Source organism: Legionella worsleiensis, assembly GCF_001467535.1.
GTDB classification, from domain to species: Bacteria; Pseudomonadota; Gammaproteobacteria; order Legionellales; family Legionellaceae; genus Legionella; species Legionella worsleiensis.
Window position 1 is genome coordinate 276600 of sequence record NZ_LNZC01000012.1, and the last position, 24443, is coordinate 301042.

Sequence of the window (24443 nt, forward strand, 5' to 3'; positions counted from 1 at the left end):
GAAAGTTCATTGCAAAATCGCCCAATTTCCTTTAATTTAAAATTTTACCATCCTTAAGGAATGAGGACTCATGCTGAATTTATTTCGTGAACAACCGCGCGCATTTCACATGATTTTTATGTTGGAACTTTGGGAACGATTTGGTTTTTACACGGTTCAGGGCATTCTTACTCTTTATTTTGTGCGATTTCTAGGTTATAGCGATGTAGATTCGTATTACACCTTCGGTGCTTTTTCGGCTTTGGTGTATGGTATGGTTGTTATCGGTGGTTATTTGGGCGATAAGGTTCTAGGTACTAAAAGAACGATAGTCCTGGGGCTTTTTGTCCTTATTGCCGGATATTTTTCTCTGGCTTTTACAGATAAAGAACATGTTTTTCTGGCGCTAGGGTTGATTTGCGTGGGCAATGGGTTGTTTAAGGCAAATCCATCCAATTTGCTTTCAAAATGTTACGAAGAACAGGATCCTCGTTTGCATGGTGGGTTCACTTTGTATTACATGTCCATTAATTTGGGCAGTATGGTTGCTTTAGTCCTTGGGCCGAATATTTCCAGTAAATACGGTTATTCTTATGCCTATCTGATCAGTGCACTTGGCCTGGTTTTGGGGCTTGCCAATTATTGGTTTCAACACCACCATGTCGCTCACATCAATACAGAAGCCGATCAGCGCAAAATATCCCTTGCTCGTTGGTTTTTCATTCTGCTGGGTATAGGCTTACTCACCCAGTTTTCTGCTTATTTATTGCAAAACGTAGCGCTTGCTCAAAATCTTTTATGGCTTATCATCATATCGGTTCTAATCGTTTATGGTGTGATGATGAGAAAAGAAAACAGTATTAATCGTTGGAAAATGCTGGTCGCTCTGATTTTAATGGTCGAGGCGATTATCTTTTTCACCCTTTATCAGCAAATGCCAACATCACTTAATTTATTTGCGGTTAATAACGTGATACCCAATATGTTTGGAATAACTTTTGATGCGCAAAGTTTTCAGGCGTTAAATCCCGTTTGGATAATCTTGATGAGTCCGGTATTGGCTTATGTTTATAAAAATCTGAATCGCAAAGGGGTCATGTTTTCCATTCCTTATAAATTTGCCTTGGGAATGACGATGTGCGCTGTTGCCTTTATGATGCTTTACTTTTCCCGTTTTTTTTGTACAGACAATGGCATGGTCTCTTCTGGCTGGCTTGTATTCAGTTATTTGTTTCAAAGTCTTGGAGAGCTTCTTGTCTCGGCTCTTGGTGTTGCGATGGTTGCCGAACTGGTGCCAACACAGATTGTAGGATTTGTAATGGGCATGTGGTTTTTGACATCTTCTGTAGCCGGTTTTATAGGTGCTTATGTGGCGTCATATACCGCCTTGCCTGAGCACATCAAGCCAGGCGTTGAATCTTTGTTTATATATACTGATGTATTTGCGTGCATAGGAATTGTCACGTTTGTTATTGCCTTGCTGATGTGGTTTTTGGCACCCTGCCTAAACCGCTATATTACGCAGGATAAAAAAGAGCCAAAGGATGATATTGAATCGCTTGAGTTTTCTGCTACCTATATTCCGAGTCACTAAATCCTGTCATTATTTTTCTGCTATCTAAACGATGTGCCGCAGTCAATTCTGCGGCATTGTTTTTCAGGATTTGATGCTGAATTACAGTTTTCAAAAGCAAGCCTCTTTCAATCTATAAAAAAGGTAACTCGATTAAGCCCCAGCTATTTATTTAGCCGTAAACAAGCTTAAATCAATCAGGGGAGTTACTTTAATCGTATTAATTGGTTAAAATAGAGCCAAATTCAGGTTGCTACACAAGATAACAAAAACAAACAGCACCTTATATCAGCATTTCAAATTCAAAAGAGTGGAGAACGGCATGAGGTGGCAGGTTGAACTGAGTGATAGGTCACAACAGTTGATTAAGAAATTGGCTGATCTGCGCCTCCTTGAAGCAATAATTCCCGGCCATTCAGCGCCTTCATTAGATGCAAGTCAGCTGGTTTTATGGTTAGCTGATGATATAGACGCACCAGATAGTTTACCTAAATATTCTAAAAAGCAGTTTCATTATACTTTGGCCTTGTTACGAGCTGAATTATTAAGCGATTTGCTGGCAGCCATGCCACATCCTGATGTTCGTATTGAAAAAAAAGAGTCTTCTACCTCTGTGACCAACCAAAATAAATTGATTCTTTTGGCAATAGCAGGAACCTTGCTGGCCGCCTGTGAAGGTTTTGACAGTATAATTTCTCTATTATCTGCCTTGTCTATACCTGCTTTAGTCACATTAGTTTTTGGCGTATTTTTTTCTATCTTGTCGGTAGTTGTCTTTTATGGTTTTGATCTGGTTCAGGTAGTGCAAAATCTAGGCTTTAAGTTTCGAGATACGCCAAAATTATCGGACATTTATCTTGCACAGATAAACGAGATTAAAGCGATTAGGCGAAAAATAAATGCAATGGATCTGACGAAAAAGACACTATCAGAATTAGAAATCTATGGGCAGATTATTTTCATGTTGCAAAAGCGCCTGAATTGGTCAGTACAAGCAAGTAAACAATTTGAAAAAGCGCTTTACAGTGAAAAGATAATTATCGTCGAAACCATTGTCTCCTGGGTGGCGGGTATCATGTTTTTTGGCGGCGGGTACTTTGCAGGTCAGTCAGTTGCTATTTTTGTGTTGGAGTTGTTTATGGCGGTTGTATCGCCAACTTTTTTACCCGTTGTCTTATTCAGTTTGGGTATAGGTTTGGCTGCATTCTGTATTTACTGGAACGTGGAACGAGCCGGCATCAAACAACTTATTACTTCCTGGTTTGGCCTTGATGAAGAAAATATAGAAAAATTATGTGATTCTGCAAACATGGCAAATCAAGAACAAAAACTTGAACATTTACTGGAGCGTGTATCAAGCACAAAAGAATTAATCAATGAGATTGCGCTATTACGTCAAACAACCCAAGATTCAGCCTTAAAAAACACGTGCAAATTAAAAGAATCAATAATCACCAAGGAAGACGGTATGCGTATCTATGCGATGAGCAGTAACAGCTACTTTTTTCATCCCAAGCGTTTAACACCCCTAAATGAGACCACTGTAGGAGAGCAGGAACCCATTCCAACGTACAGTCGTCATTAGAGTCTCACAAACCATAGTCTACTGAATATGAATGGTGTCCATTCATCCAATGCAGCTTCAAATATTCAACGTATTTTTAACAAAAGGAATAGTAATTTTACGATGAGCTGCAAGAGATGCATCGTCTAACCGGTTAAGTAATTGATGTAAATCATGCATATTGCGTGAACAACGATTTAACAAAAATTGCCCCACACTTTCAGGTAGGTCTATACCCCGTTTGAGTGCATGCAGCTTCAGCGTATTAATTTTTTCTTCATCGCTTAATTCATTGAGTTGAATTACTAATCCCCAGGCAAGCCGTGATCGGAGATCTGCCAGATTTATCGGACTCTGCGCTGGTGGAAAACTACCTGAAATAATTAATAATCCTTTTTCTTTGTCTTTTATTCTATTGTAGAGGTGAAATAGAGCCTCTTCCCAATCGGGATTGTGGGCAATAACGTCTATATCATCAATGCAAATTAAGTCTTGCTCCTCCAGGCCTTCTATGGTCTGCGGCCCCCAATCTTTGAGCAGGGTTAAGGGAAGGTACATTGCGCAGTGCTTTAAATTCACTGCCTGACAACAGCCTTGGAGCACGTGAGATTTTCCACTTCCTCGGGTTCCCCAAAGATAGAGTATCCTCTCTTCTTTATGGGTGAGCATATTCTCTAATTGTTGCTGTAATAGCCCGTTGTTCTCCCAATTAAAATCGGCAAGAGTTGCTTCATCGTTGAGTTTTATTGCTAACGCCAGTTGCTTGTTCATTGTGACCGTTCTTTACCGGGCCAGGCTTTATTACCCCAGGTCCAGATGTAATCTATATAGCTTGTGGCGGTAGTAAATGCGGTGAGACAAATTAAGACATCGACCAAGTAGGGGGAGAATTTAAAATATGCCAGTTCAAACAAACATAAAGTGACTAAAATAAGCTGAAACGTCGTATTAAATTTACTTAACAAGGTCGGTTCAAAATCCATTTTACGTTGAATGAACCAAAACCAGGCCAGTACTCCCATTGAAATAGTAAAATCTCTAAGGAATACAAGGACAACCAGCCACCAGGGCAAAGAGCCTATAAGCGCCAATGAAATAAAACTTGAGGCGACCAACAATTTATCAGCCATGGGATCTACGAAGGAACCAAAAAAACTTTGCCAATTAAAATGACGAGCCAACCAGCCGTCAAGACCATCAGTAATTCCCGCCAGAATAAAGGCGTAAAAAGCATTAACGTACTCATGATGGTATAAATACATCAAAAAAGGAACAATCAGCCCTAACCGAAACAATGTTAACGCATTGGGAATGTGTTTTAGTATCATATGTCATACGATATTTTTAGTTACTCTCAAAGTATTGCATGATGAGAGTAAGTTTATTGCGCCAAATGTTTCCCTGCGTGCAGGGATAAGACGTGGCAGTGATACGAACTAGTTTATACAATACCGCTGCCTGTGTCACGTGATTGAGACATGTATCTTGCATTCTGTGCTGAACTACAGCAGATACCTTCTCTGAATTTGATGCGTCCAAGTGACTGTTAAGAATATGGAGACATCAGTAAACTCGTTTCGTGCTGGCGTTTAATTGTGCTTGTCGTCATTCTTTCTGTAAAGGATGACGGTATTGCCTATCATCTGCACTAAATCCGCATGCAATTGCGCACACAATTCATGCGCCATTACCAGCCTATCTTCCTTTTCAGCACCGTTAATTTTAACTTTGATTAACTCATGAGCAAGCAAGGCTATGTTGGTTTCCGCAATCACCGCTTCGGTTAATCCTTTAGCTCCTAACAGTATTACTGGTTTTAAATGATGTGCTCTTGCTTTAAGCGATTGTTTGAACGAAGTATCCACTATGATGTTCCCGATAGATAAAATGGCAAATTATTGCACGTTTTGCTGGGAAAAGGTAGTAGAATTCAGTATCATAGGGCAATTTGCTAAAAGACTTTAAGGTTATGAGCCGTACAAAAAGCAGTAAGCGGTGGTTACAAGAGCATTTTGATGACGTTTATGTTAAAAAAGCACAGACAGAAGGCTACAGAAGTCGTGCTGTGTATAAACTCAAAGAAGTGGATGAAAAAGAGCAGCTTCTCAAGCCAGGCATGACAGTCGTTGATTTGGGTGCGGCTCCAGGCGGCTGGACGCAATATGTCTCTGAGCGCCTAAACGGCAAAGGTCACATTGTTGCTTTGGATATTTTGTCTATGGACGCATTGCCTGATGTTCATTTTATTCAAGGTGATTTTAGGGAAGATAGCGTTTTGCAAGAGCTAATCGATTTAATTCCAGAACGCAGTGTAGACTTGGTATTATCCGATATGGCTCCAAATATGAGTGGAAATACGGCGATAGATATCCCGAGAGCCATGTATCTGGTAGAGTTGGCGTTTGATTTTGCAGACAAGATGCTAAAACCGGGAGGCTCTATGCTGGTTAAAATTTTTCATGGCTCAGGTTTTGATGAATTAGTGAAACAAGCACGAGCATCTTTTGAGCGAGTGGTTATTCGTAAGCCATTAGCTTCAAGATCTCGTTCAAAAGAAACCTATTTGCTGGCAAAGGGCTATAATTTATAGTAGCTTTATATATATCTCTCGATATCGTTAAAGGTGTGCCAACACTGGCATCTTCTTTTACAAGAGATGTATTATCGTTCTCATAACAAAGCTGTAAGTAACTAACGAGGTTAATACTTTGAACGACATGGTTAAGAATTTATTTTTATGGCTGATAATAGCAATTGTGCTGGTTTCTGTTTTCAGTAATTTTGGTCCGAGAAACGCTGTTGCGGAGAAGGTTTCTTACAGCCAGTTTTTGAAAGAAGTCGATCAAGGCATGGTGAACTCAGTTACTATTGAAGACAGCAAAATTATCAAAGGAATGACAAAAAATAACAAACGTTTTGTTACTTACATGCCTATGCAGGATAATGCGCTTTTGGGCGAACTGCTAAAAAGTAAAGTAGATGTTAGTGGCCAAGAAAAGCAACAAGAAAGCTTTCTTCTTCATCTGTTCATAAACTGGTTCCCTATGTTGCTTTTGATAGGCGTGTGGATATTTTTCATGCGTCAAATGCAAGGTGGTGGTGGTCGAGGCGCAATGTCTTTTGGCAGATCCCGAGCCAGGTTACTGGGTGAAGATCAGGTCAAGGTTACTTTTGCCGACGTAGCCGGTGTTGATGAGGCCAAGGAAGAAGTCAAAGAACTCGTTGATTTTCTCCGTGACCCTACCAAATTTCAAAGCTTGGGTGGCCGAATTCCCCGCGGAGTTCTTTTGGTGGGTTCGCCTGGCACGGGTAAAACCTTGCTTGCCAGAGCAGTAGCAGGAGAAGCAAAAGTTCCTTTCTTCACTATATCCGGTTCTGATTTTGTGGAGATGTTCGTAGGGGTAGGTGCATCACGGGTTCGTGATATGTTTGAACAAGCCAAAAAACATGCTCCATGCATCATTTTCATAGACGAAATTGATGCGGTAGGTCGCCACAGAGGGGCAGGCCTCGGCGGCGGGCATGATGAACGTGAACAAACGCTTAACCAACTCCTTGTTGAAATGGATGGTTTTGAAGGAAGCGAAGGTGTTATTGTCGTGGCAGCGACCAACCGTCCCGATGTCCTGGATCCTGCTCTGTTACGCCCAGGCCGCTTTGACCGTCAGGTCGTTGTTCCTTTACCTGATATTCGAGGACGTGAGCAGATACTAAGGGTTCATTTGCAAAAAGTACCTGTAGATAGTGGTGTCGAGGTGATGGATATTGCCAGAGGTACTCCCGGGTTCTCAGGAGCTGACTTATCCAACTTGGTCAATGAAGCCGCTCTTTTTTCAGCTCGTGCAAATAAGCGTAAAGTTGGAATGATAGAGCTTGAAAAAGCTAAAGACAAAATTATGATGGGTACAGAACGCCGCTCTATGGTAATGGATGATAATGAGAAAAAACTCACAGCTTATCACGAGGCAGGTCATGCTATAGTTGGGTTATCCGTCCCTGAACATGATCCAGTTTACAAGGTTTCTATTATCCCCCGAGGCAGAGCTTTAGGTGTGACCATGTTTTTGCCTGAGCAAGACCGATACAGCCACAGTAAACGCCGCCTTGAAAGTCAGTTATCCAGTTTGTTTGGCGGAAGAATCGCTGAAGAGTTAATTTTTGGTGTAGAAAGCGTCACTACCGGAGCTTCAAACGATATCATGCGCTCTACCGAAATAGCCCGTAAAATGGTAACAACTTGGGGTTTGTCGCAACTGGGTCCACTTACTTTTGGCGAAGAACAGGAAGAAGTATTTTTAGGGCGATCCATGAACAAACATAAAGAAATGTCCGATCGCACCGCACAACAAATAGACGATGAGGTCAGGGCTATTATTGATAGAAATTATCAAAGAGCAAAAGAAATCCTTGTTGCCAATATGGATAGTTTGCATTTAATGGCTGAGAGTTTAATTAAATACGAAACGATTGATGCAGATCAGATTAAAGAAATTATGTCTGGAAAAGAACCTACTCCACCAGCTGGTTGGGGTGCTTCCAAGCCATTAGACAAACCAGAATCAATCAATGAGACACCTGCGAAATCAGTGAATGGTGAGGCCATAGAAAAACCAGCTGAAGAGCATTGATTTGTTCATTTGACGCTGTTACCAGAGGTACTTAGGTGACTTCAGAAGACTTTATAAGCTGGCTTGAGCAAAAAAGCCAGCTTGAATCAAATTCTGGTTTTCAAAAACCATTAATAATGGGAATACTGAATGTTACCTCAGACTCCTTTTCCGATGGTGGATGTTATCTGTCCCACGCTAAGGCTTATGATCAGGCTTTTAATTTAATTGCTCAAGGTGCCGATATTATCGATATAGGCGGTGAGTCAACAAAACCCGGAGCATGTGAGGTATCTCTTGATGAAGAATTGGCAAGAGTAATTCCTCTAATCGAACAGATCAGAAAAAATTCTGATATTTGTATATCCATTGACACCTACAAACCTCAAGTAATGAAACATGCCGTATGTGCCGGTGCGAATATCATTAATGATGTGTATGCTCTAAGGAAGGATGGGGCGCTTGCTATGGCAGCTCAGTTGAATGTGCCTGTTTGCTTGATGCATATGCAAGGTGATCCTCAGAATATGCAAAATAATCCTGCTTATCCTGACGGAGTTATGGTTGCATTAAAGCGTTTTTTTTCAGAACGAATGATTGCTTGTGAAAACGCAGGTATTGATAAACAAAAACTGATCATTGATCCGGGTTTTGGATTTGGAAAACGAGTTGATAATAATCTTAGTCTGATGAACAAAATTGATGAATTAACTCATTTATATAGACCGATACTTCTTGGCGTATCTCGAAAAAGTACTATTGGAGCAATTCTGGACAAAAAAGTACATCAACGAGTAGTCGGCAGCATCGCTCTTGCAGTTTATGCCGCATTGAAGGGTGTGAGTATGTTAAGAGTACATGATGTAGATGAAACACAACAGGCATTACTCATGATAGATGCAGTGTGCCAGGCTGGTTAAATGCATGGTATTGAACAAGGTGTGCGAACAGTTCAAAATTCACTATTCCACAATAGTGATATTACTTTAGGTCAGGGAATAGCGAATTGTAGAAACACCCTGATTTGGATGAATTTTTAAAAGGTAGGTAGGATGAATCAGCGTAAATATTTTGGTACTGATGGCATAAGAGGACATGTGGGGTTGTCAAGTATTAATCCCGAATTTGTATTAAAATTGGGTTGGGCTGTTGGTCGTGTGCTCGGTAACGGCGATAGAAAAAAAGTGGTTATTGGTAAAGATACTCGTGTATCCGGCTACATGCTGGAATCGGCTCTGGAGGCTGGATTATCTGCTGCTGGTGTTGATGTAGCATTATTAGGCCCTATGCCAACCCCTGCAATTGCCTATCTGACGCAGACCCTCAGAGCAAATGCGGGAATTGTGATAAGCGCCTCACACAACTTATTTGAAGATAATGGCATTAAGTTTTTTTCTGCCGATGGCGGTAAACTTCCAGACAGTGTGGAGCTATTAATCGAAGCAGAACTGGATAAGCAGTTGCAAACAGTCCCCTCTGTTGATTTAGGTAAAGCAACTCGAATTAATGATGCGACGGGTCGATATATAGAGTTTTGTAAATCAACCATTCCGTCCATGTCACGGTTATCTGGTTTGAAAATAGTTGTCGATTGTGCCAATGGAGCTACCTATCACATTGCACCTAATGTGTTTGCTGAATTGGGAGCTTCTGTTATCTCTATTGGTGATAAGCCCGATGGCTTCAATATTAACGAGGGTTGTGGTTCCACCTCTCCTGAATTATTACAAAAAAAGGTGCTGAGTTCCGGATCAGATATTGGTATTGCGCTTGATGGTGATGGCGACAGGCTCATTTTGGTTGATGCCAAAGGTAATCTGGTTAATGGCGACCAAATTCTTTATATCATTGCTAAAGATCGCCAACAAAGAGGTTTGTTGCATGGCGGGGTTGTAGGTACGTTAATGAGCAATTACGGTTTAGAATTAGCCTTATCAGCTCTTAACATTCCTTTTATTCGTACCAAAGTTGGTGATAGGTATGTATTGGAAGCATTACGTGATAATGAATGGAAAATTGGTGGGGAAACTTCAGGACATATTGTGTGTCTGGATAAGACTACAACAGGTGATGGCATAGTTGCTGCACTTCAAGTTTTATCAATTATGATGAGGCAGGATAAATCGCTTGAGCAATTAACGCAAGGCGTTACATTATTACCGCAATCATTGCTGAATTTAAAAACAGATCACGCCGCTTTATTGGCATCTCATCCCCAGGTCATTAAAGCCGTGCAAACTATGGAAGCCAGACTTAAAGGCGAAGGTCGTGTTTTGCTGAGACCATCAGGCACGGAACCTCTGCTCAGGGTCATGATTGAGGGGATTGATGAGTCTGTTGTGAAGCAATATGCACAAAAGCTATGTGATGACATCAGCCTGATTGATGGTGAAATCAACAGTACCAAAACCCCTGTTTAAGGGGTATTTAGAGGTAGCAGATTCTGAAGTAACTCATCTGCTTCCTCTATGAGCTGATGTGATTTAGTCTTAAAAAAACAAGGCTGATTGCAGTATTTATATTCAGGCAGGTTGTGTATTTTCCCCCAAATTAAATTGTATAAATCCTCAAGTAGTTCCCACAGACGAAAAAAACCTCTGTGACGCTTTAACGGTTCATAACGTGGATCGGCGGTGAATAACGGAATTTGTTGAGCGCTTAGCTTTTGATCTGTTTGTTTGGAATAAAGCAACATAATATGCACGGAGCGAATTGCCTGTAAAAACAGTTCGGCTTCAACGGGATGTTTTTTATTTAATACATCATAGTGCTGATAAAGTCGTTTTAATTGTTCAGGACTATCATACAATATGTCAGTTTCATCAAAATATGAATCATCTCTTATCAATAAAGAAGGCTTTAAAGCGAGTAAAGGCCGGATATCTTGCTCAGGATCAGGGCATAGACGTATGTATGCATCAAGAACATCCAAAGAATGTTGATGTTCAAGTTCAAACAAAATGTCACGGACAATATGAGCCGCCTTGTAACTGTATAACTCGTCACAGAACAATTTTTTTACTTGTAGGTAAACAGCATCGTACCATTTTTGCATGTGTTCAGGGTGCGTCTGCAAATAATATTTAATCTCTTTGTGGCACTTGGCGATAAATAAGATATTAAAATCCAAGGGAGTAAATCCTTCATCAATGTCAACGCCTAATTCATTTTTAGGTGATGCAGAGTTGTCATTCCTCGCCTGCGATGTATCCGTATGATCTTCTGATGAGGTTCTTGCTTCATCGGGAAAATTACTGGATGCCGAAGAGATTGAATTGGCCGATGGTATTGGGCTTGGTGAGGAATGAATAACATCGTGCTGGTCTTGATTTATTGCCAGAATAATTGGTGGTGAATCACGGGTCAATTTTATTGATAAATAAGGAGAGCCATCAGGGTCTACTGCTTCTTCAGTTGATTCATCGTTTGTGGCAAAAAAATTACTGTAGTATTCATCAGCAGATGCTTCCTGATAATCCGTTAATGGATTTGGTGGTGAAGAAGTTGGTGAATGACTGGATAGAGATTGAGACTCTTCATCGTCTGATTCAGTTGACGAGTAAGACGAACTGGTAAAGGAATCAGAATTTGTTTCATCCTCATCAGAATAAAAACAAGACGATCCAGAATCGTGCCTGGAATCAATTTCATCATTTGCAGATGAACCATACAAATCATTAACTTCCTGATTTGGCGACGTGGCTTGTGAGTGGTTGAGCTCAGAAGATGCCCCCTCATATACTCTGGACTGTACACAATTCATTAGTGAATCATGATTGGTGTGAATTGTGCCATCAACATCTTGTACTAAAAATTCTGCTGATGCGTGTTGGGGTAATTGTGGTTCGCAGGCAGGTACTGCTTCTGCTTCGTCAGTATTTGCCGGTGGGAAAAAGGATGGAGATAACTCAGCTAACTGCTGCAGTTTAACAGACATTGCATCGGTTAGTGTGACCAAATATTCTGCAATAGAGTCGATTTTTCGCTGTTTGGGTGGATTGGATATCTGTAGTTTTAGATTATTTTGCGATTCAACGAGTTTCATTAGTTGTTGGGTTTGTTGATGGTAAATATTGGCAGTACCAAGATAGGTCTCGCATAAAAGTAACAGTTCCTGGTATTGCGTTTTTAGTGCTTCATATTCAGCAAAAGCGGCTTGTTCTTTGATGGCGTCTTGAAGATCAGGTAAAAGAGAGTCTTTGTCATAACTTAGGTTAAATTCATCTCTTAGCCGATAAATCTCATTTTCTACGGAGATTAATGCACCAAGTTTAGTTAGGGTAACTGATGTTTTTTCAAGAGCATGGGATATGGTGGGTATATTCAGGATGAGCGTTTCGAGAATATGGATGTCCGATGAGTGTTCATTGAGCTCAAGAGTAGCCGTATAGTCTGCGGAAGCTATTTGCGATAACAGCTGTAATGCGTCAGAAACCAGTTGAGCACGATCTGGATGACCGTTCTCCAGGTTATTCCTGGCAAGATGAGAAGATAATGAATTATTTTGAGATTTATTTTGTTCACTACTTAAGGCCGCAATACTCGTTTCTATTTTTCGTTGTGTGTTTTCAAGTTCGCTTTTTTTAGTTAATAATTCGAAAAAATCAATTGATAAAGAAATGATACGCTGTTGTTCCTGGTGTTTTGTAGTACTATTTTCTTGGGTGATAAAGCTCATACCCCATTTAATCCAGGGTCTTGGATCAAATAATGTCAGGAATGTGTCCAGTTTATTACGGTAGGAGTTAATCAAGGCGGTTTTATCTGAACAGGAAACAAAATCCTGTTTTAATTGATTTTTCATCTCATCAGGAAGATTGTTTTCAGCGAGTTGCTCATCAATGAGTCGTAGGGCTTGTTCCAGTTCATTTCTCTCGGCTTTTAATTCCTCTATGCGAATTGGCAGGTGTTCATTGGATAAAAACTCAGAAAATTTTTTTTGTAATAAAAGAGCTGTTTTCTCCATATTCTGAAAAAACTCTTGCTGAGTGCTTAGCTTATAAAAACGCTCTTCTAATTCTTGCAGTGGTTGGTCATGCTCGATTGCACTGTCTAAATTGTTTAGGTCAGTACGTATTGTTGCTAATTTATCGTTATTGATGACCAGGGAAGCTTTAGCAAGACGGATGTCGATTTCGGCAGTCATATCCTTGAGCTTTGCGGACATAGCCGAGATCATCGCATTGATATCCGCAAAAGATTTATTATGCCCGATATTGGGGGCGCAATCCAAGGCTAGCGTCAAGCGATTGGCTGAATGTTCCAGCTTTTGATATAAGGAAAGCAATTCATTTTTTAGGCATTTATTTTTTGTTTGTAATTCAATAATGTGATTATGATTTGTTTTGATTTGCTCCGATAAAATGGCATTGGACGTTATCATGGACTCAAGGTCAGTTAATTGCTTGCTGTAGTTGCAATAGTCGAAGGAAAACTTTTGTAATCGAGTCAACAAACTATAAAGCTCTTTAAAATCAGAGGATAAATCAGTATCAGTCAATGAATAGTTCTTGAATATTTGTTGTAATAAATGTGGATTAATGGGGGGAGTTAAGACAAGAATGTCTTTTACTAATTGCAATATGCTCTCATTCATCGGTATACCCTCCTTGTACAATCATTAGGATTCTAGCGAAATAACCATACTAAGCAAGTATTAAACTTAGATTTTATGCTATAATATGCAGTTAATATTGTTGAAAAAACAGTAATAGTGCTACACATCTGAGTCAAGTTTGGGTATAGTCTCATCCTGAAATAAAAGGGGGCGCTATGAGACATAAAATGGTTGCAGGTAATTGGAAAATGAATGGTAGCCTTGAGCAAGTCATTCAATTAACACGCCAGTTAGCGGAAGTGATTACTGCCGCAATAAAAACCAAGACTGTAATCATGCCGCCTGCGATATATCTCCCTTTAGTCAATGAATTATTAAGCGATTCTCCTATAGAAGTAGGTGCGCAAAATGTGTACCCCAAGGATTCAGGCGCCTACACTGGCGAGCTTTCAGCACCCATGCTTAAAGATTTTGACTGCCGCTATGTTTTAGTAGGGCATTCTGAGCGTAGAAACTATTTTCATGAAGATGAAAATTTTATCGCACAAAAATTCCACCACGTGAAAGAACATGGTATGATACCTGTTCTTTGCGTAGGTGAAACGCTTATTGAGCGTGAAAAAGGGCAAACCGAGCAAGTAATAACCAAACAAATACAGGCAGTGTGTGAAAACAACAAAAATTGCTTTGCCGATTGTGTTATTGCTTACGAACCTGTCTGGGCAATAGGTACCGGTAACACGGCAACACCTGAGCAGGCGCAGGTTGTGCATCAGTTCATCAGAGGGCTGGTTGCCGAGGTTAATAATAGTGATGCTCAGCGTTTAACACTTCTCTACGGAGGCAGTGTAAACGAAAGCAATGCAAAAGCATTGTTTGCCATGCCAGATATAGATGGCGGTTTGGTTGGAGGCGCATCGTTGAGTGCTAAACAGTTTGTGGAAATTGTGAAATGTATCAATTGATTTTAATGATTCATGTAGTAGTTGCTGTAGCCTTAATCGGCTTAGTGCTGATACAACATGGTAAAGGCGCAGATATAGGCGCAGCATTTGGCTCTGGCGCATCAAATACATTATTTGGAAGTCAGGGAACCGGGGGCTTTTTATTTAAATTAACCGGTGGTTTGGCAATGGCGTTTTTTGTTACCAGTTTAACGCTCTCCTATTTGGTATCTACTCAGTATCAAAAAGCAGAGCAGCAAGCTATCCCTCAACAAACTAATGCACCATTAAGCTCAGTGCCAGTTCCGGTTGATAGCAGTACAGAAGTAAAAAAATAAGACAGTTAATTTACTTTGATGTTGTGTTGTTCCTGCTGATAGCATAAGGGACTTGAGTTACAGATTAGCCTGTTTAAATAGGTTGTCTTGCTGATGTAACCAGTATGCTTTGGAACCAAAATGATTAGAGTAATTTTAAAGAAACATGCCGAAGTGGTGGAATTGGTAGACACGCCGTCTTGAGGGGGCGGTGGCGTAAGCCGTGCCGGTTCGAGTCCGGCCTTCGGCACCATTTTTTAATCCGAGCAAGGTGAACTGATGCTATCTCAATATTTACCCATTCTCGTTTTTATTATCGTTGGCTTACTGTTGGGTCTAGCGATGATAGGTGCTGGTTCTTTATTTTCAAAGAGAAGCCCTGACGAAGCTAAGAATTCACCTTATGAGTGTGGATTTGGCGCATTTGAAAGTTCGCATATACCTTTTGATGTGCGTTTTTATCTTGTTGCGATATTATTCATTATTTTCGATCTTGAAACTGCATTCTTTTTTCCTTGGGCTTTAGCACTACGTAAAATTGGGTGGTTTGGCTTTTTTGGTATGATGTTCTTTTTGGGATTGTTAGTTATAGGGTTTATTTACGAGTGGAAACGAGGTGCTTTAGAGTGGGAGTAACCTGCTCTCGTTTCAGACTAGAGAGTTATTGGGTTTTTTATTAATATTTAACTGCTTAGAGGCTAGCTATGGCGGTTGCAGAATTGCAAAAAAATGGCTTTATCACGACTTCGGTCGATAAACTTGTCGGGTGGGCACGCAGTGGGTCCATGTGGCCTATGACCTTTGGTTTGGCGTGTTGTGCGGTTGAGATGATGCACGTGGGTGCAGCTCGTTATGATCTTGACCGATTTGGAATCATATTCAGACCAAGTCCTCGACAATCAGATGTAATGATAGTTGCAGGTACCTTATGTAATAAAATGGCACCGGCTTTACGTAAAGTCTACGACCAGATGCCAGAACCACGTTGGGTAATTTCCATGGGGTCATGTGCCAATGGCGGCGGTTATTATCATTACTCCTACTCAGTAGTTCGCGGATGTGATCGTATCGTGCCTGTAGATGTTTATGTGCCTGGATGTCCTCCAACAGCCGAAGCACTTCTCTACGGTATCATTCAGTTACAGAATAAAATCAGAAGAAAACAAATTATAGAAGCTTAAGATCATCAAAGGTGCGGATTAGATGACTAAAAACGATTTTTTGGTTGAACAGCTCAATGCTGAATTAACAAGCCATATTAGTGATATAACTGTTGCTTATAACGAAGTGACCATAGAGTGTAATGAGCACAATTTGTTACCCTTAATGCTTGAGCTACGAGACAGAGAAGTTTTTTGCTTTGACCAGCTCATCGATATTTGTGGTGTTGATTATTTGCTCTATGGTGAGTACGACTGGGAGACTGACTCAGCTACAGAAAATGGCTTCTGCCGTGGTGTAGAACGTCAGGAGGCCAGAGCCTACGCACTTGATAAACCAAGGTTTGCTGTTGTATATCATTTACTTTCAACTAAAAAAAATCACCGTTTACGGGTACGGTTATTCGTTGATGAAGCACGTCTAATGGTTCCTTCCATTCATCATTTGTGGAAAGGTGCTAACTGGTTTGAGCGCGAAGCTTACGATTTATATGGCATTCTTTTTAACGGGCATCCTGATTTACGACGAATATTGACAGATTATGGATTTGTTGGGCATCCGTTCCGTAAAGATTTCCCACTGAGCGGACACGTTGAAATGCGCTATGACGCCAAACTTCAAAAAGTAATCTATGCCCCTGTTGATATTGTACCTAGAATTGGGGTACCTAAAGTTATTCGTAATGATAATCGCTACACTGGTAAAGAGGCTGAAGGCAAATGATCGAATTAAAGAACTATACTTTAAATTTTGGCCCCCAACACCCCGCAGCCCATGGTGTATTACGTCTCGTTCTTGAGCTGGAAGGTGAAACAATAGTCCGAGCAGATCCTCATATCGGTTTGCTGCACAGAGCAACAGAAAAGCTCGCTGAAACGAAACCCTATCTCCAAAATATAGGTTATATGGACAGATTGGATTACGTTTCCATGATGTGTAACGAGCATGCTTATGTTCGCTCCATAGAAAAATTATTAGGCATAGAGGCGCCTATTCGTGCTCAATACATTCGAACTATGTTTGATGAAGTCACTCGTATACTGAATCATTTGCTTTGGGTGGGTGCTGTTGCGATAGATTTAGGTGCAATGACCGTATTTTTGTATTGTTTCAGAGAGAGAGAAGATCTGTTCGATTGTTATGAAGCGGTATCAGGTGCGCGCATGCATGCTACCTATTACCGGCCAGGCGGTGTAGCCAGAGATTTACCAGAATCTATGCCCAAGTATAAGCCCTCCCGCTGGCATAATGAGCGTGAAGTTGAAAAAATGAATGAAAATAGAGAAGGAAGTCTTCTTGATTTTCTTTGGGCATTTACCGAACGTTTCCCCAAGTGCGTCGATGAATACGAGACTTTGCTAACAGATAATCGTATTTGGAAACAGCGTACTGTAGATATCGGTGTTGTTTCACCTGAAGATGCTTTGCAATGGGGTTTTACCGGCCCTATGCTCAGAGGATCGGGCGTTGCATGGGATTTGCGTAAAAAACAAAGTTATGCAGCCTATGATAAAGTAGAGTTTGATATTCCCGTTGGTAAGAAAGGCGATTGTTATGACCGCTATTTGGTCCGTATCGAGGAATTAAGGCAGTCAAACAAGATAATCAGACAGTGTATTGAATGGCTAAGAAAGAACCCTGGACCGATCAAACTGGAAGATCATAAAATTACACCTCCACGACGTGTCGAAATGAAACACGATATGGAAGCTCTAATTCATCATTTTAAATTGTATACCGAAGGTTTTTGTTTGCCACGTGGCGAGGTATATTCCGCTGTTGAGGCTCCTAAAGGTGAGTTCGGCATTTACATGATATCAGATGGTGCAAATAAGCCATATCGCATGAAAATTCGTGCGCCAGGTTTTGCTCATTTATCCAGTTTTGATGAAATGGTAAGAGGTCATATGCTCGCTGATGGTGTTGCAGTACTAGCCAGTCAGGATATTGTATTCGGTGAGATAGACCGCTAGTCTGGTTGGCTATAACCAAGAATTAGCAGTAGAAAATAAACAAGATAAAGGTTTACATATGTCTGATACTTCAGAAAAAATATTACACCAGTTTATGCCAGCACAACGAATGCTCGAAATTGATGAGTGGATTGCAAAATATCCTACTGATCAGAAACAATCAGCAGTGATGAGTGCTTTACGTATCGTTCAAGAAGAACATGGATATTTAACTTCGGAATTGATGGATGCAGTAGCTGAGTATCTTGACATGGCTCCTATTGCTGTATACGAAGTCGCCAGTTTTTATACCATGTACGAACATAAGCCGTTAGGTAAGCATTTAGTTAACGTATGTACAAACATATCCTGTTTACTGCGCGGTTCTTCAGATGTAGTCAAACATTTAGAGCAAAAATTGGGTGTCACACTCGGCGGAACAACTGAAGACGGGCGTTTTACCCTGAGATCAGTGGAGTGTTTGGGTGCTTGTGTTAATGCACCGATGATGCAAGTAGACAAAGATTATCATGAAAATCTGACTGCCGATTCGATAGACGCAGTATTGGAACAATACCAATAGAAGATAGAGGTGCTTAACATGGTTGAATTAAATCAGGTTTGTTATCGTACAGTTCATTTACCAGAGCCATGGACTTTATCTAGTTATGAAAGTATTGGCGGCTACAGTGCGTGGCGTAAAATTCTGCAAGAACAGACTTCCCCCCAACATATAATAGACGAACTTAAAACATCCGCTTTACGTGGTCGGGGTGGTGCTGGATTCCCTACTGGACTGAAATGGAGTTTTATGAATCGTAATGCTCCAGTGCAAAAATACGTCGTATGTAATTCAGATGAAGGTGAGCCTGGTACCTGTAAAGACAGAGAAATTTTGAGCCTTAATCCCCATCAACTCATCGAAGGCATGGCTATTGCTGGTTACGTGATGGGAGCAACAGTTGGATATAATTACATAAGGGGAGAATTCTGGCTACCCTTTGAACGAACAGAGCAGGCTATCAAAGAAGCCTATGCGGCAGGATTGCTCGGCAAAAATATTCTTGGAAGTGGCGTAGATTTCGATTTATACAATCATTTAGGTTTTGGTGCCTATATATGCGGTGAAGAAACGGCGCTGTTAAATTCTTTGGAAGGTAAAAAAGGACAACCCCGTTTTAAACCGCCATTCCCGGCAAATTATGGTTTATACGGTAAACCCACTACGATTAATAATACCGAAACATTTGCTTCTGTTCCTGTAATCATGGAGAAAGGAGGTGAGTGGTTCCTCAAGTTGGGCAAACCAAATAATGGCGGAACTAAATGTTTTAGCGTAAGCGGCCATATAAATAAACCAGGTAACTACGAGATCCCCTTGGGTACGCCTTTTAAAACCTTGCTCGAGTTGGCCGGTGGTGTACTGCAGAATCGTAAAATCAAAGCGGTCATCCCCGGAGGAACGTCCATGCCTGTACTGCCTGGCGATGTGATGCTCGGGCTGGACATGGATTACGACAGCATTCAAAAAGCAGGATCAGGACTTGGTTCTGGCGCAGTAATTATTATGGATGAAACGACCTGTATGGTTGATGCTTTATACCGTATTTCCGAGTTTTATATGGAAGAATCATGTGGCCAATGCACGCCTTGTCGCGAAGGTACAGGCTGGTTGGTTAGATTGTTGCATCGTATCCGACATGGACATGGAGAGCCTGGAGATATAGAACAACTGGTCAATGTGGCAAATAATATTGAAGGAAGAACTATTTGCGCTTTAGGTGAGGCAGCTGCCTGGCCGGTACAAAGTTTTATTAAACATTTTTATAACGAATTTGAGTATTTCATTAAGCACAAACGCTCGATCGTTGCAGCATAATTGAGAAGGTTAGACCATGGCTACTATTGAAATTGACGGTAAAACATTTGAAGTCGAAAACGGTAAAATGATCATTGAAGTAGCAGATGAGGCGGGCATATATATTCCCCGTTTTTGCTACCATAAAAAACTGTCAGTCGCGGCTAACTGCCGTATGTGTTTGGTTGAGGTTGAAAATGGCAGAAAGCCCGTTCCTGCCTGTGCTACTCCAATTACCAACGGGATGAAAGTATTCACTAAATCAGAACAAGCCCTACATTCTCAAAAAGTAGTTATGGAGTTCTTGTTAATTAATCATCCACTCGATTGTCCTATATGCGACCAGGGCGGTGAATGTGAATTACAAGATATCTCAATGGGTTTTGGCGATGATCACTCGGAGTATGCTGAAACGAAAAGATCAGTTGAAGATGATGATTTGGGGACATTAATATCAACGGAAATGACACGTTGTATTCATTGTACTCGTTGTGTGCGCTTTGGTGATGAAATTGCTGGAGTAAGAGAGCTTGGAGCTACCGGTCGTGGCGAACACATGCAAATCGGTACTTATGTAAAACACAGTATGACCTCAGAAGTATCGGGAAATATAATAGACTTGTGTCCAGTTGGTGCATTAACATCTAAACCCTACAGATTCAGTGCACGTGCTTGGGAATTAACACAGCATGATAGCATTGCCCCACATGATTGTCTGGGCTCGAATGTCTACCTGCATACCCGAAATAATACCCTGATGCGCGCAGTTCCCAAAGAGAATGAATCAATCAACGAAACATGGTTATCTGATCGGGACAGATTCAGCTATCTCGGTTTAAAAAGTACACTTCGTGCAGGAAAACCAAAAATAAAGCGCAACGGTTTATGGGAAGAGGTTGATTGGGAGACCGCTTTAAAGTTCACCGCAGAAGGCATAAGTCGTATTATTAAAAACTACGGCGCAGAGCAAATGGCAGCTTTCGCATCCAGTTCATCTACATTGGAAGAACTGTTTTTACTACAGAAATTGATGCGTGAAGTAGGGGTACAAAATATCGATTATCGACTTCATCAAATTGATTTTCGTGATCAGGAAAACCAGGCTACGACACCGACAAGTTCTTTGCCCTATGCTGACCTGGAACACCAGCAGTCAATTTTGCTGGTTGGTTGTAATGTCCACAGAGAAGTTCCACTGGCTGGGACCAGAATTAGAAAAGCATTTAGAAATGGCGCCAAAATTCATGCGCTCAATCCTGTCGCTTTCGATTATCATTTTGACTTAGAACAAAGTGAAGTCATTTCGCCACTAGAGATGCCTATGCAATTGGCAAGGTTGGCTCTAGCGCTTGCAGAAGACACTAAAGTTTTGCCTGCTGAAGTACAAAAATTGTTGATAGGTTTGCAGGCAGATGAATTCTCATGCAAGGTGGCGCAGTCGTTAAGACAAGAGAAAACCTGTATCGTTACTGGTGCAATCTGTGAAAATCACCCCGACGCATCAATAATCCGTACTCTGCTCTTCGTTATTGCTCAATTAAGTGGAGCTAGAGTCTTAAGGTTAACCTCTGGTGCAAACACTGCTGGTGCATGTATCGCAGGAATGCTGCCGCATAGAACAGTCGCAGGTAAACCCGTCGCAGAGCCTGGTTTGAACGTTCAAGAAGCACTAAATGCTAAATTGAAAGGTTATTTTTTAATGGGGGTAGAGCCTGGTTTTGATTTTGCTAATCCATATGGTGCAAGGCAATCCATGCTTGCAGCAGAATTTGTGGTGATGTTATCAGCATACCAACATGAGTCAATGCTGGACTATGCCGATGTGATACTACCGGTAGCTCCTTATGCTGAGACATCAGGAACTTACATTAACGTAGACAACACATGGCAAACTGTTAAAGGTGCTTTAATGCCTTATGATGAATCAAGACCCGCATGGAAAGTCATTCGCGTACTTGGGAATTTATTGCATTGTAAGAATTTTGAATATACTTCCACAGAAGAGGTCTTATCAGAGGTTAAAGAGAATGCCGCAATGACCATGGAGCATCAGTATACTCCATATTATCCGGAGTCTCTTCCAGTTATAAATCAGTCGCTTGTTCGAGTTGGCGAATGGCCTCTCTACAGAATAGATGCAATTGTGCGTAATGTTAAAGAACTGCAACTATGTGCGGCTTCTGACGCAGCTTGTATAAGGATTAACCCAGTAACAGCAGATAGATTAAAATTAGACGATATTGCTACTGTTTCTCAAGGTGATATTGAGATAACATTGCCGCTCAAACGTGATGAGCGCATTGCGGCAGACGTGGTATGGGTAGCAAACGCAATGCCTGAGACGGTTGATTTAGGCCATTCCTTTGCTGCAATAACTATTAAGCGCTAGATAGGTAATAAAATGCTTCAGAATATTAGCATACTGATTTGGATTATCATTAAAATACTGGTAATTGTCGTACCATTACTTTTATGTGTGGCTTATCTGACTTACGCAGAGCGAAAAGTTATTGGGTATATTCAAGTACGTATTGGTCCAAACAGAGTGGGCCTTAAAGGGTTACTCCAGCCCTTTGCTGACCTGATTAAGTTGATTACTAAAGAAATCATCGTTCCGACTAAATCTAATAAGTACTTGTTTGTTATTGCGCCACTTTTTGCGTTGGCTCCTTCTCTTGCTGGTTGGGCTGTAATTCCTTTTGATGAAGGTATGGTCATGGCCAACATTAATGCAGGAGTTCTTTATCTCTTTGCTATGAGCTCATTGGGCGTATACGGTGTTCTTATTGCCGGATGGGCCTCTAACTCCAAATACGCCATGTTTGGAGCGCTAAGAAGTACTGCACAAACTGTATCATATGAAATTGCCATGGGATTTGCCTTTGTAGGCGTTTTGTTGGCTGCAGGAAGTATGAACGTCACCGATATCGTTCTTTCGCAAAAAGGAGGAATTTTGCACTGGTGGTTCGTTCCTCTCTTACCGTTATTTATGGTTTTTTGGATAGCAGGTATTGCCGAAACAAACAGAGCGCCTTTTGACTTGGCTGAGGGTGAATCGGAAATTGTAGCTGGCTTTCATGTAGAATACTCAGGGATTGGCTTTGCGTTGTTCTTTCTTTCTGAATACGCCAGCATGATCCTTATTTCAACTGTTATGGCACTGCTGTTTATGGGAGGATGGCTCTCTCCTTTTGACGGTATTTCATTTTTAGATGATATTTTTTATGTAGTACCTGGATTTGTCTGGCTACTTCTAAAAATAAGTTTCTTCCTTTTTGTGTATTTATGGATAAGGGCTACGTTTCCTCGATATCGTTACGATCAGCTCATGCGTTTAGGATGGAAAGTACTGATCCCGGTCACCATAGTTTGGGTTATCGTTACAGCCGTAATGGTTGTTGCTCAGGTCAAACCTTGGTTTTAATGGTTAATAGAGAAGCCGATGAAAAAAGCATATAAATATATAAGACATTATGTACGCAGTTTTCTTCTGTGGGAACTTTTATCAGGTTTAAAGTTAACAGGTAAATACTTCTTCAAGAAAAAAACAACCATACAGTTTCCGGAGGAATTTACTCCTATTTCTCCACGCTTCAGGGGGCTTCTGGCGCTTCGTAGATATCCCAATGGCGAAGAACGTTGTATTGCATGTAAGCTTTGTGAAGCGGTGTGTCCTGCTTTGGCAATTACAATTGAATCAGAGCAACGTGAAGACGGTTCTCGCAGAACAACTCGCTATGATATCGATATGTTTAAATGCATCAATTGCGGATTGTGTGAAGAGTCCTGTCCAGTTGACTCTATAGTCGTTACTCCAGTGCATCATTACCATATCAGTGAACGTGGTCAGAACATAATGACCAAAGACAAGTTATTGGCATTGGGTGATTTAATGGAACCAAAGCTTGCAGCAGATCGTACTGCTGACCATAAGTACCGATAACGGGGTGATATATGAATGAAGTATTACTGCAAGTAATTTTTTATGTTTTTGCTGCGTTAGCAGTAGGATCTGCGCTGATGGTGATTAGCCAGAATAACCCGGTGCGCTGTGTGCTTTTTTTGGTGTTAACTTTTTTTGCCAGTTCCGTTCTTTGGATATTAGTCACTGCTGAATTTCTGGCGCTTATTTTAGTGCTTGTATATGTCGGTGCAGTAATGACCTTATTTTTATTCGTAGTCATGATGTTGAATATTGATGTCGAGAGTATGAAAAGTCATTTTATGCGATACCTTCCTTTCGGTTTGATAGTTGTAGCGCTTCTAGTTGGTATTCTGATGGTTGCAGTTCCCGCAGACTCTTTTAAATCCAACGTGCAGGTTCAGGAGATAGTTACACCGGACGGTTCGGAACTCGTCAGTGATGCAAATGTCCAAACCACCCAGAACCAAGTCTCTAATACAGAAGCATTAGGTCTGGTCTTGTATACCGATTACTTTTTGGCTTTTGAATTGGCTGCGGTATTGCTTTTAGTTGCTATCATATCAGCAATCACCTTGGTGCATAGACCAGTTCTTCGCTCTAAAAGACAAAATATAACACAACAGATTATGACTCAAAGTACTGATAGAGTTGAATTAGTCCGTATGAAATCAGAGAAATGAAATTGGGGAACACTTTATGATACCGGTTATAGATTATCTGATATTAGGTGCGATTTTATTTGGTTTAAGCCTTGTTGGAATCATGCTGAATCGCAAAAATATCATTTTACTTCTTGTATGCGTTGAATTGATGCTATTAGCAGTAAATACTAATTTTGTTGCTTTTTCTCATTATTATAATGAGCTTGGTGGTCAGGTATTTGTCTTCTTTATTTTGACAGTTGCGGCGGCTGAGGCAGCGATAGGTTTGGCCATAGTGATGTTGCTTTATAGAAATCGTGGCAACATAGACGTAGATAAGATGAATCATTTAAAAGGTTAAAATT

General features: G+C 40.8%; 23 protein-coding genes and 1 tRNA gene. 20 read left to right on the plus strand and 4 right to left on the minus strand.

Going from position 1 to position 24443, the window contains the following annotated elements:
* Nucleotides 1-70 precede the first annotated feature (70 nt).
* Together Lwor_RS07035 and Lwor_RS07040 are read left to right on the plus strand one after the other, a co-directional pair.
* Nucleotides 71-1573: an oligopeptide:H+ symporter gene (locus Lwor_RS07035; protein WP_058493185.1), complete on the plus strand. Its 1503-nt coding sequence runs from the start codon at nt 71-73 to the stop codon at nt 1571-1573.
* Between the two features lie 301 nt (nt 1574-1874).
* On the plus strand, nt 1875-3137 hold the full coding sequence (locus Lwor_RS07040; RefSeq protein WP_058493186.1) for a hypothetical protein: 1263 nt from the start codon (nt 1875-1877) through the stop codon (nt 3135-3137).
* 57 nt (nt 3138-3194) lie between these two features.
* Here the strand turns inward: Lwor_RS07040 and hda are convergent, their stop codons facing one another.
* The 3 genes from hda to yhbY form a co-directional block, all read right to left on the minus strand.
* Nucleotides 3195-3887: a DnaA regulatory inactivator Hda gene (gene hda, locus Lwor_RS07045; RefSeq protein ID WP_058493187.1), complete on the minus strand. Its 693-nt coding sequence runs from the start codon at nt 3885-3887 to the stop codon at nt 3195-3197.
* Complete coding sequence (locus Lwor_RS07050) at nt 3884-4444, minus strand: CDP-alcohol phosphatidyltransferase family protein (RefSeq protein WP_058493188.1); 561 nt, start codon at nt 4442-4444, stop codon at nt 3884-3886. Before Lwor_RS07050 ends, hda begins: the two co-directional genes overlap by 4 nt.
* Nucleotides 4445-4705: 261 nt before the next feature.
* Entirely contained in the window at nt 4706-4981 is a 276-nt protein-coding gene (gene yhbY / locus Lwor_RS07055; protein WP_058493189.1) for a ribosome assembly RNA-binding protein YhbY, read from the minus strand.
* 104 nt (nt 4982-5085) lie between these two features.
* On the opposite strand from yhbY, the gene rlmE reads away from it, so the two are divergent.
* From rlmE to glmM, 4 genes are all read left to right on the plus strand, one after another.
* Nucleotides 5086-5706 (plus strand): 23S rRNA (uridine(2552)-2'-O)-methyltransferase RlmE, encoded by a 621-nt coding sequence (rlmE, locus tag Lwor_RS07060; RefSeq protein WP_058493190.1) that lies wholly within the window; start codon nt 5086-5088, stop codon nt 5704-5706.
* Between the two features lie 127 nt (nt 5707-5833).
* Complete coding sequence (gene ftsH, locus Lwor_RS07065) at nt 5834-7744, plus strand: ATP-dependent zinc metalloprotease FtsH (RefSeq protein WP_058493191.1); 1911 nt, start codon at nt 5834-5836, stop codon at nt 7742-7744.
* A gap of 35 nt (nt 7745-7779) precedes the next feature.
* Nucleotides 7780-8643: a dihydropteroate synthase gene (folP, locus tag Lwor_RS07070; RefSeq protein ID WP_058493192.1), complete on the plus strand. Its 864-nt coding sequence runs from the start codon at nt 7780-7782 to the stop codon at nt 8641-8643.
* 132 nt (nt 8644-8775) lie between these two features.
* Nucleotides 8776-10143: a phosphoglucosamine mutase gene (gene glmM / locus Lwor_RS07075; protein ID WP_058493193.1), complete on the plus strand. Its 1368-nt coding sequence runs from the start codon at nt 8776-8778 to the stop codon at nt 10141-10143.
* On the opposite strand, the gene Lwor_RS07080 is transcribed toward glmM, so the two are convergent.
* Complete coding sequence (locus Lwor_RS07080; RefSeq protein ID WP_058493194.1) at nt 10140-13319, minus strand: coiled-coil domain-containing protein; 3180 nt, start codon at nt 13317-13319, stop codon at nt 10140-10142. The two genes, glmM and Lwor_RS07080, sit on opposite strands and share 4 nt — an antisense overlap.
* A 176-nt stretch (nt 13320-13495) precedes the next feature.
* On the opposite strand from Lwor_RS07080, the gene tpiA reads away from it, so the two are divergent.
* From tpiA to nuoK, 14 genes are all read left to right on the plus strand, one after another.
* Nucleotides 13496-14245, plus strand: a complete 750-nt coding sequence (gene tpiA / locus Lwor_RS07085; RefSeq protein ID WP_058493195.1) for a triose-phosphate isomerase — start codon at nt 13496-13498, stop codon at nt 14243-14245.
* Nucleotides 14233-14562 (plus strand): preprotein translocase subunit SecG, encoded by a 330-nt coding sequence (secG, locus tag Lwor_RS07090; protein WP_058493196.1) that lies wholly within the window; start codon nt 14233-14235, stop codon nt 14560-14562. The genes tpiA and secG overlap by 13 nt, the downstream gene beginning before the upstream one ends.
* A gap of 147 nt (nt 14563-14709) precedes the next feature.
* A tRNA-Leu gene (locus Lwor_RS07095) sits at nt 14710-14794 on the plus strand.
* Between the two features lie 26 nt (nt 14795-14820).
* A complete protein-coding gene (gene ndhC, locus Lwor_RS07100; RefSeq protein WP_058493197.1) occupies nt 14821-15177 on the plus strand; it encodes an NADH-quinone oxidoreductase subunit A in 357 nt (118 codons plus the stop codon).
* A gap of 68 nt (nt 15178-15245) precedes the next feature.
* The gene (locus Lwor_RS07105) at nt 15246-15722 is read left to right on the plus strand and encodes a NuoB/complex I 20 kDa subunit family protein (RefSeq protein WP_028382718.1); all 477 of its coding nucleotides are present in this window, start codon (nt 15246-15248) and stop codon (nt 15720-15722) included.
* 22 nt (nt 15723-15744) lie between these two features.
* Nucleotides 15745-16425, plus strand: coding sequence for an NADH-quinone oxidoreductase subunit C (locus tag Lwor_RS07110; protein WP_058493198.1), 681 nt, complete (start codon nt 15745-15747; stop codon nt 16423-16425).
* Nucleotides 16422-17675: an NADH-quinone oxidoreductase subunit D gene (locus tag Lwor_RS07115; RefSeq protein WP_058493199.1), complete on the plus strand. Its 1254-nt coding sequence runs from the start codon at nt 16422-16424 to the stop codon at nt 17673-17675. Before Lwor_RS07110 ends, Lwor_RS07115 begins: the two co-directional genes overlap by 4 nt.
* A 58-nt stretch (nt 17676-17733) precedes the next feature.
* Nucleotides 17734-18237, plus strand: a complete 504-nt coding sequence (gene nuoE / locus Lwor_RS07120) for an NADH-quinone oxidoreductase subunit NuoE (protein ID WP_058493200.1) — start codon at nt 17734-17736, stop codon at nt 18235-18237.
* 18 nt (nt 18238-18255) lie between these two features.
* Entirely contained in the window at nt 18256-19533 is a 1278-nt protein-coding gene (nuoF, locus tag Lwor_RS07125; RefSeq protein WP_058493201.1) for an NADH-quinone oxidoreductase subunit NuoF, read from the plus strand.
* 16 nt (nt 19534-19549) lie between these two features.
* Entirely contained in the window at nt 19550-21901 is a 2352-nt protein-coding gene (gene nuoG / locus Lwor_RS07130; protein WP_058493202.1) for an NADH-quinone oxidoreductase subunit NuoG, read from the plus strand.
* Nucleotides 21902-21913: 12 nt separating this feature from the next.
* Entirely contained in the window at nt 21914-22936 is a 1023-nt protein-coding gene (gene nuoH / locus Lwor_RS07135; protein ID WP_058493203.1) for an NADH-quinone oxidoreductase subunit NuoH, read from the plus strand.
* 18 nt (nt 22937-22954) lie between these two features.
* On the plus strand, nt 22955-23455 hold the full coding sequence (nuoI, locus tag Lwor_RS07140; protein WP_058493204.1) for an NADH-quinone oxidoreductase subunit NuoI: 501 nt from the start codon (nt 22955-22957) through the stop codon (nt 23453-23455).
* Between the two features lie 11 nt (nt 23456-23466).
* On the plus strand, nt 23467-24117 hold the full coding sequence (locus Lwor_RS07145) for an NADH-quinone oxidoreductase subunit J (RefSeq protein ID WP_058493205.1): 651 nt from the start codon (nt 23467-23469) through the stop codon (nt 24115-24117).
* A 16-nt stretch (nt 24118-24133) separates the two neighbouring features.
* Nucleotides 24134-24439: an NADH-quinone oxidoreductase subunit NuoK gene (gene nuoK, locus Lwor_RS07150; RefSeq protein WP_058473812.1), complete on the plus strand. Its 306-nt coding sequence runs from the start codon at nt 24134-24136 to the stop codon at nt 24437-24439.
* The last annotated feature ends 4 nt before the right edge of the window (nt 24440-24443 follow it).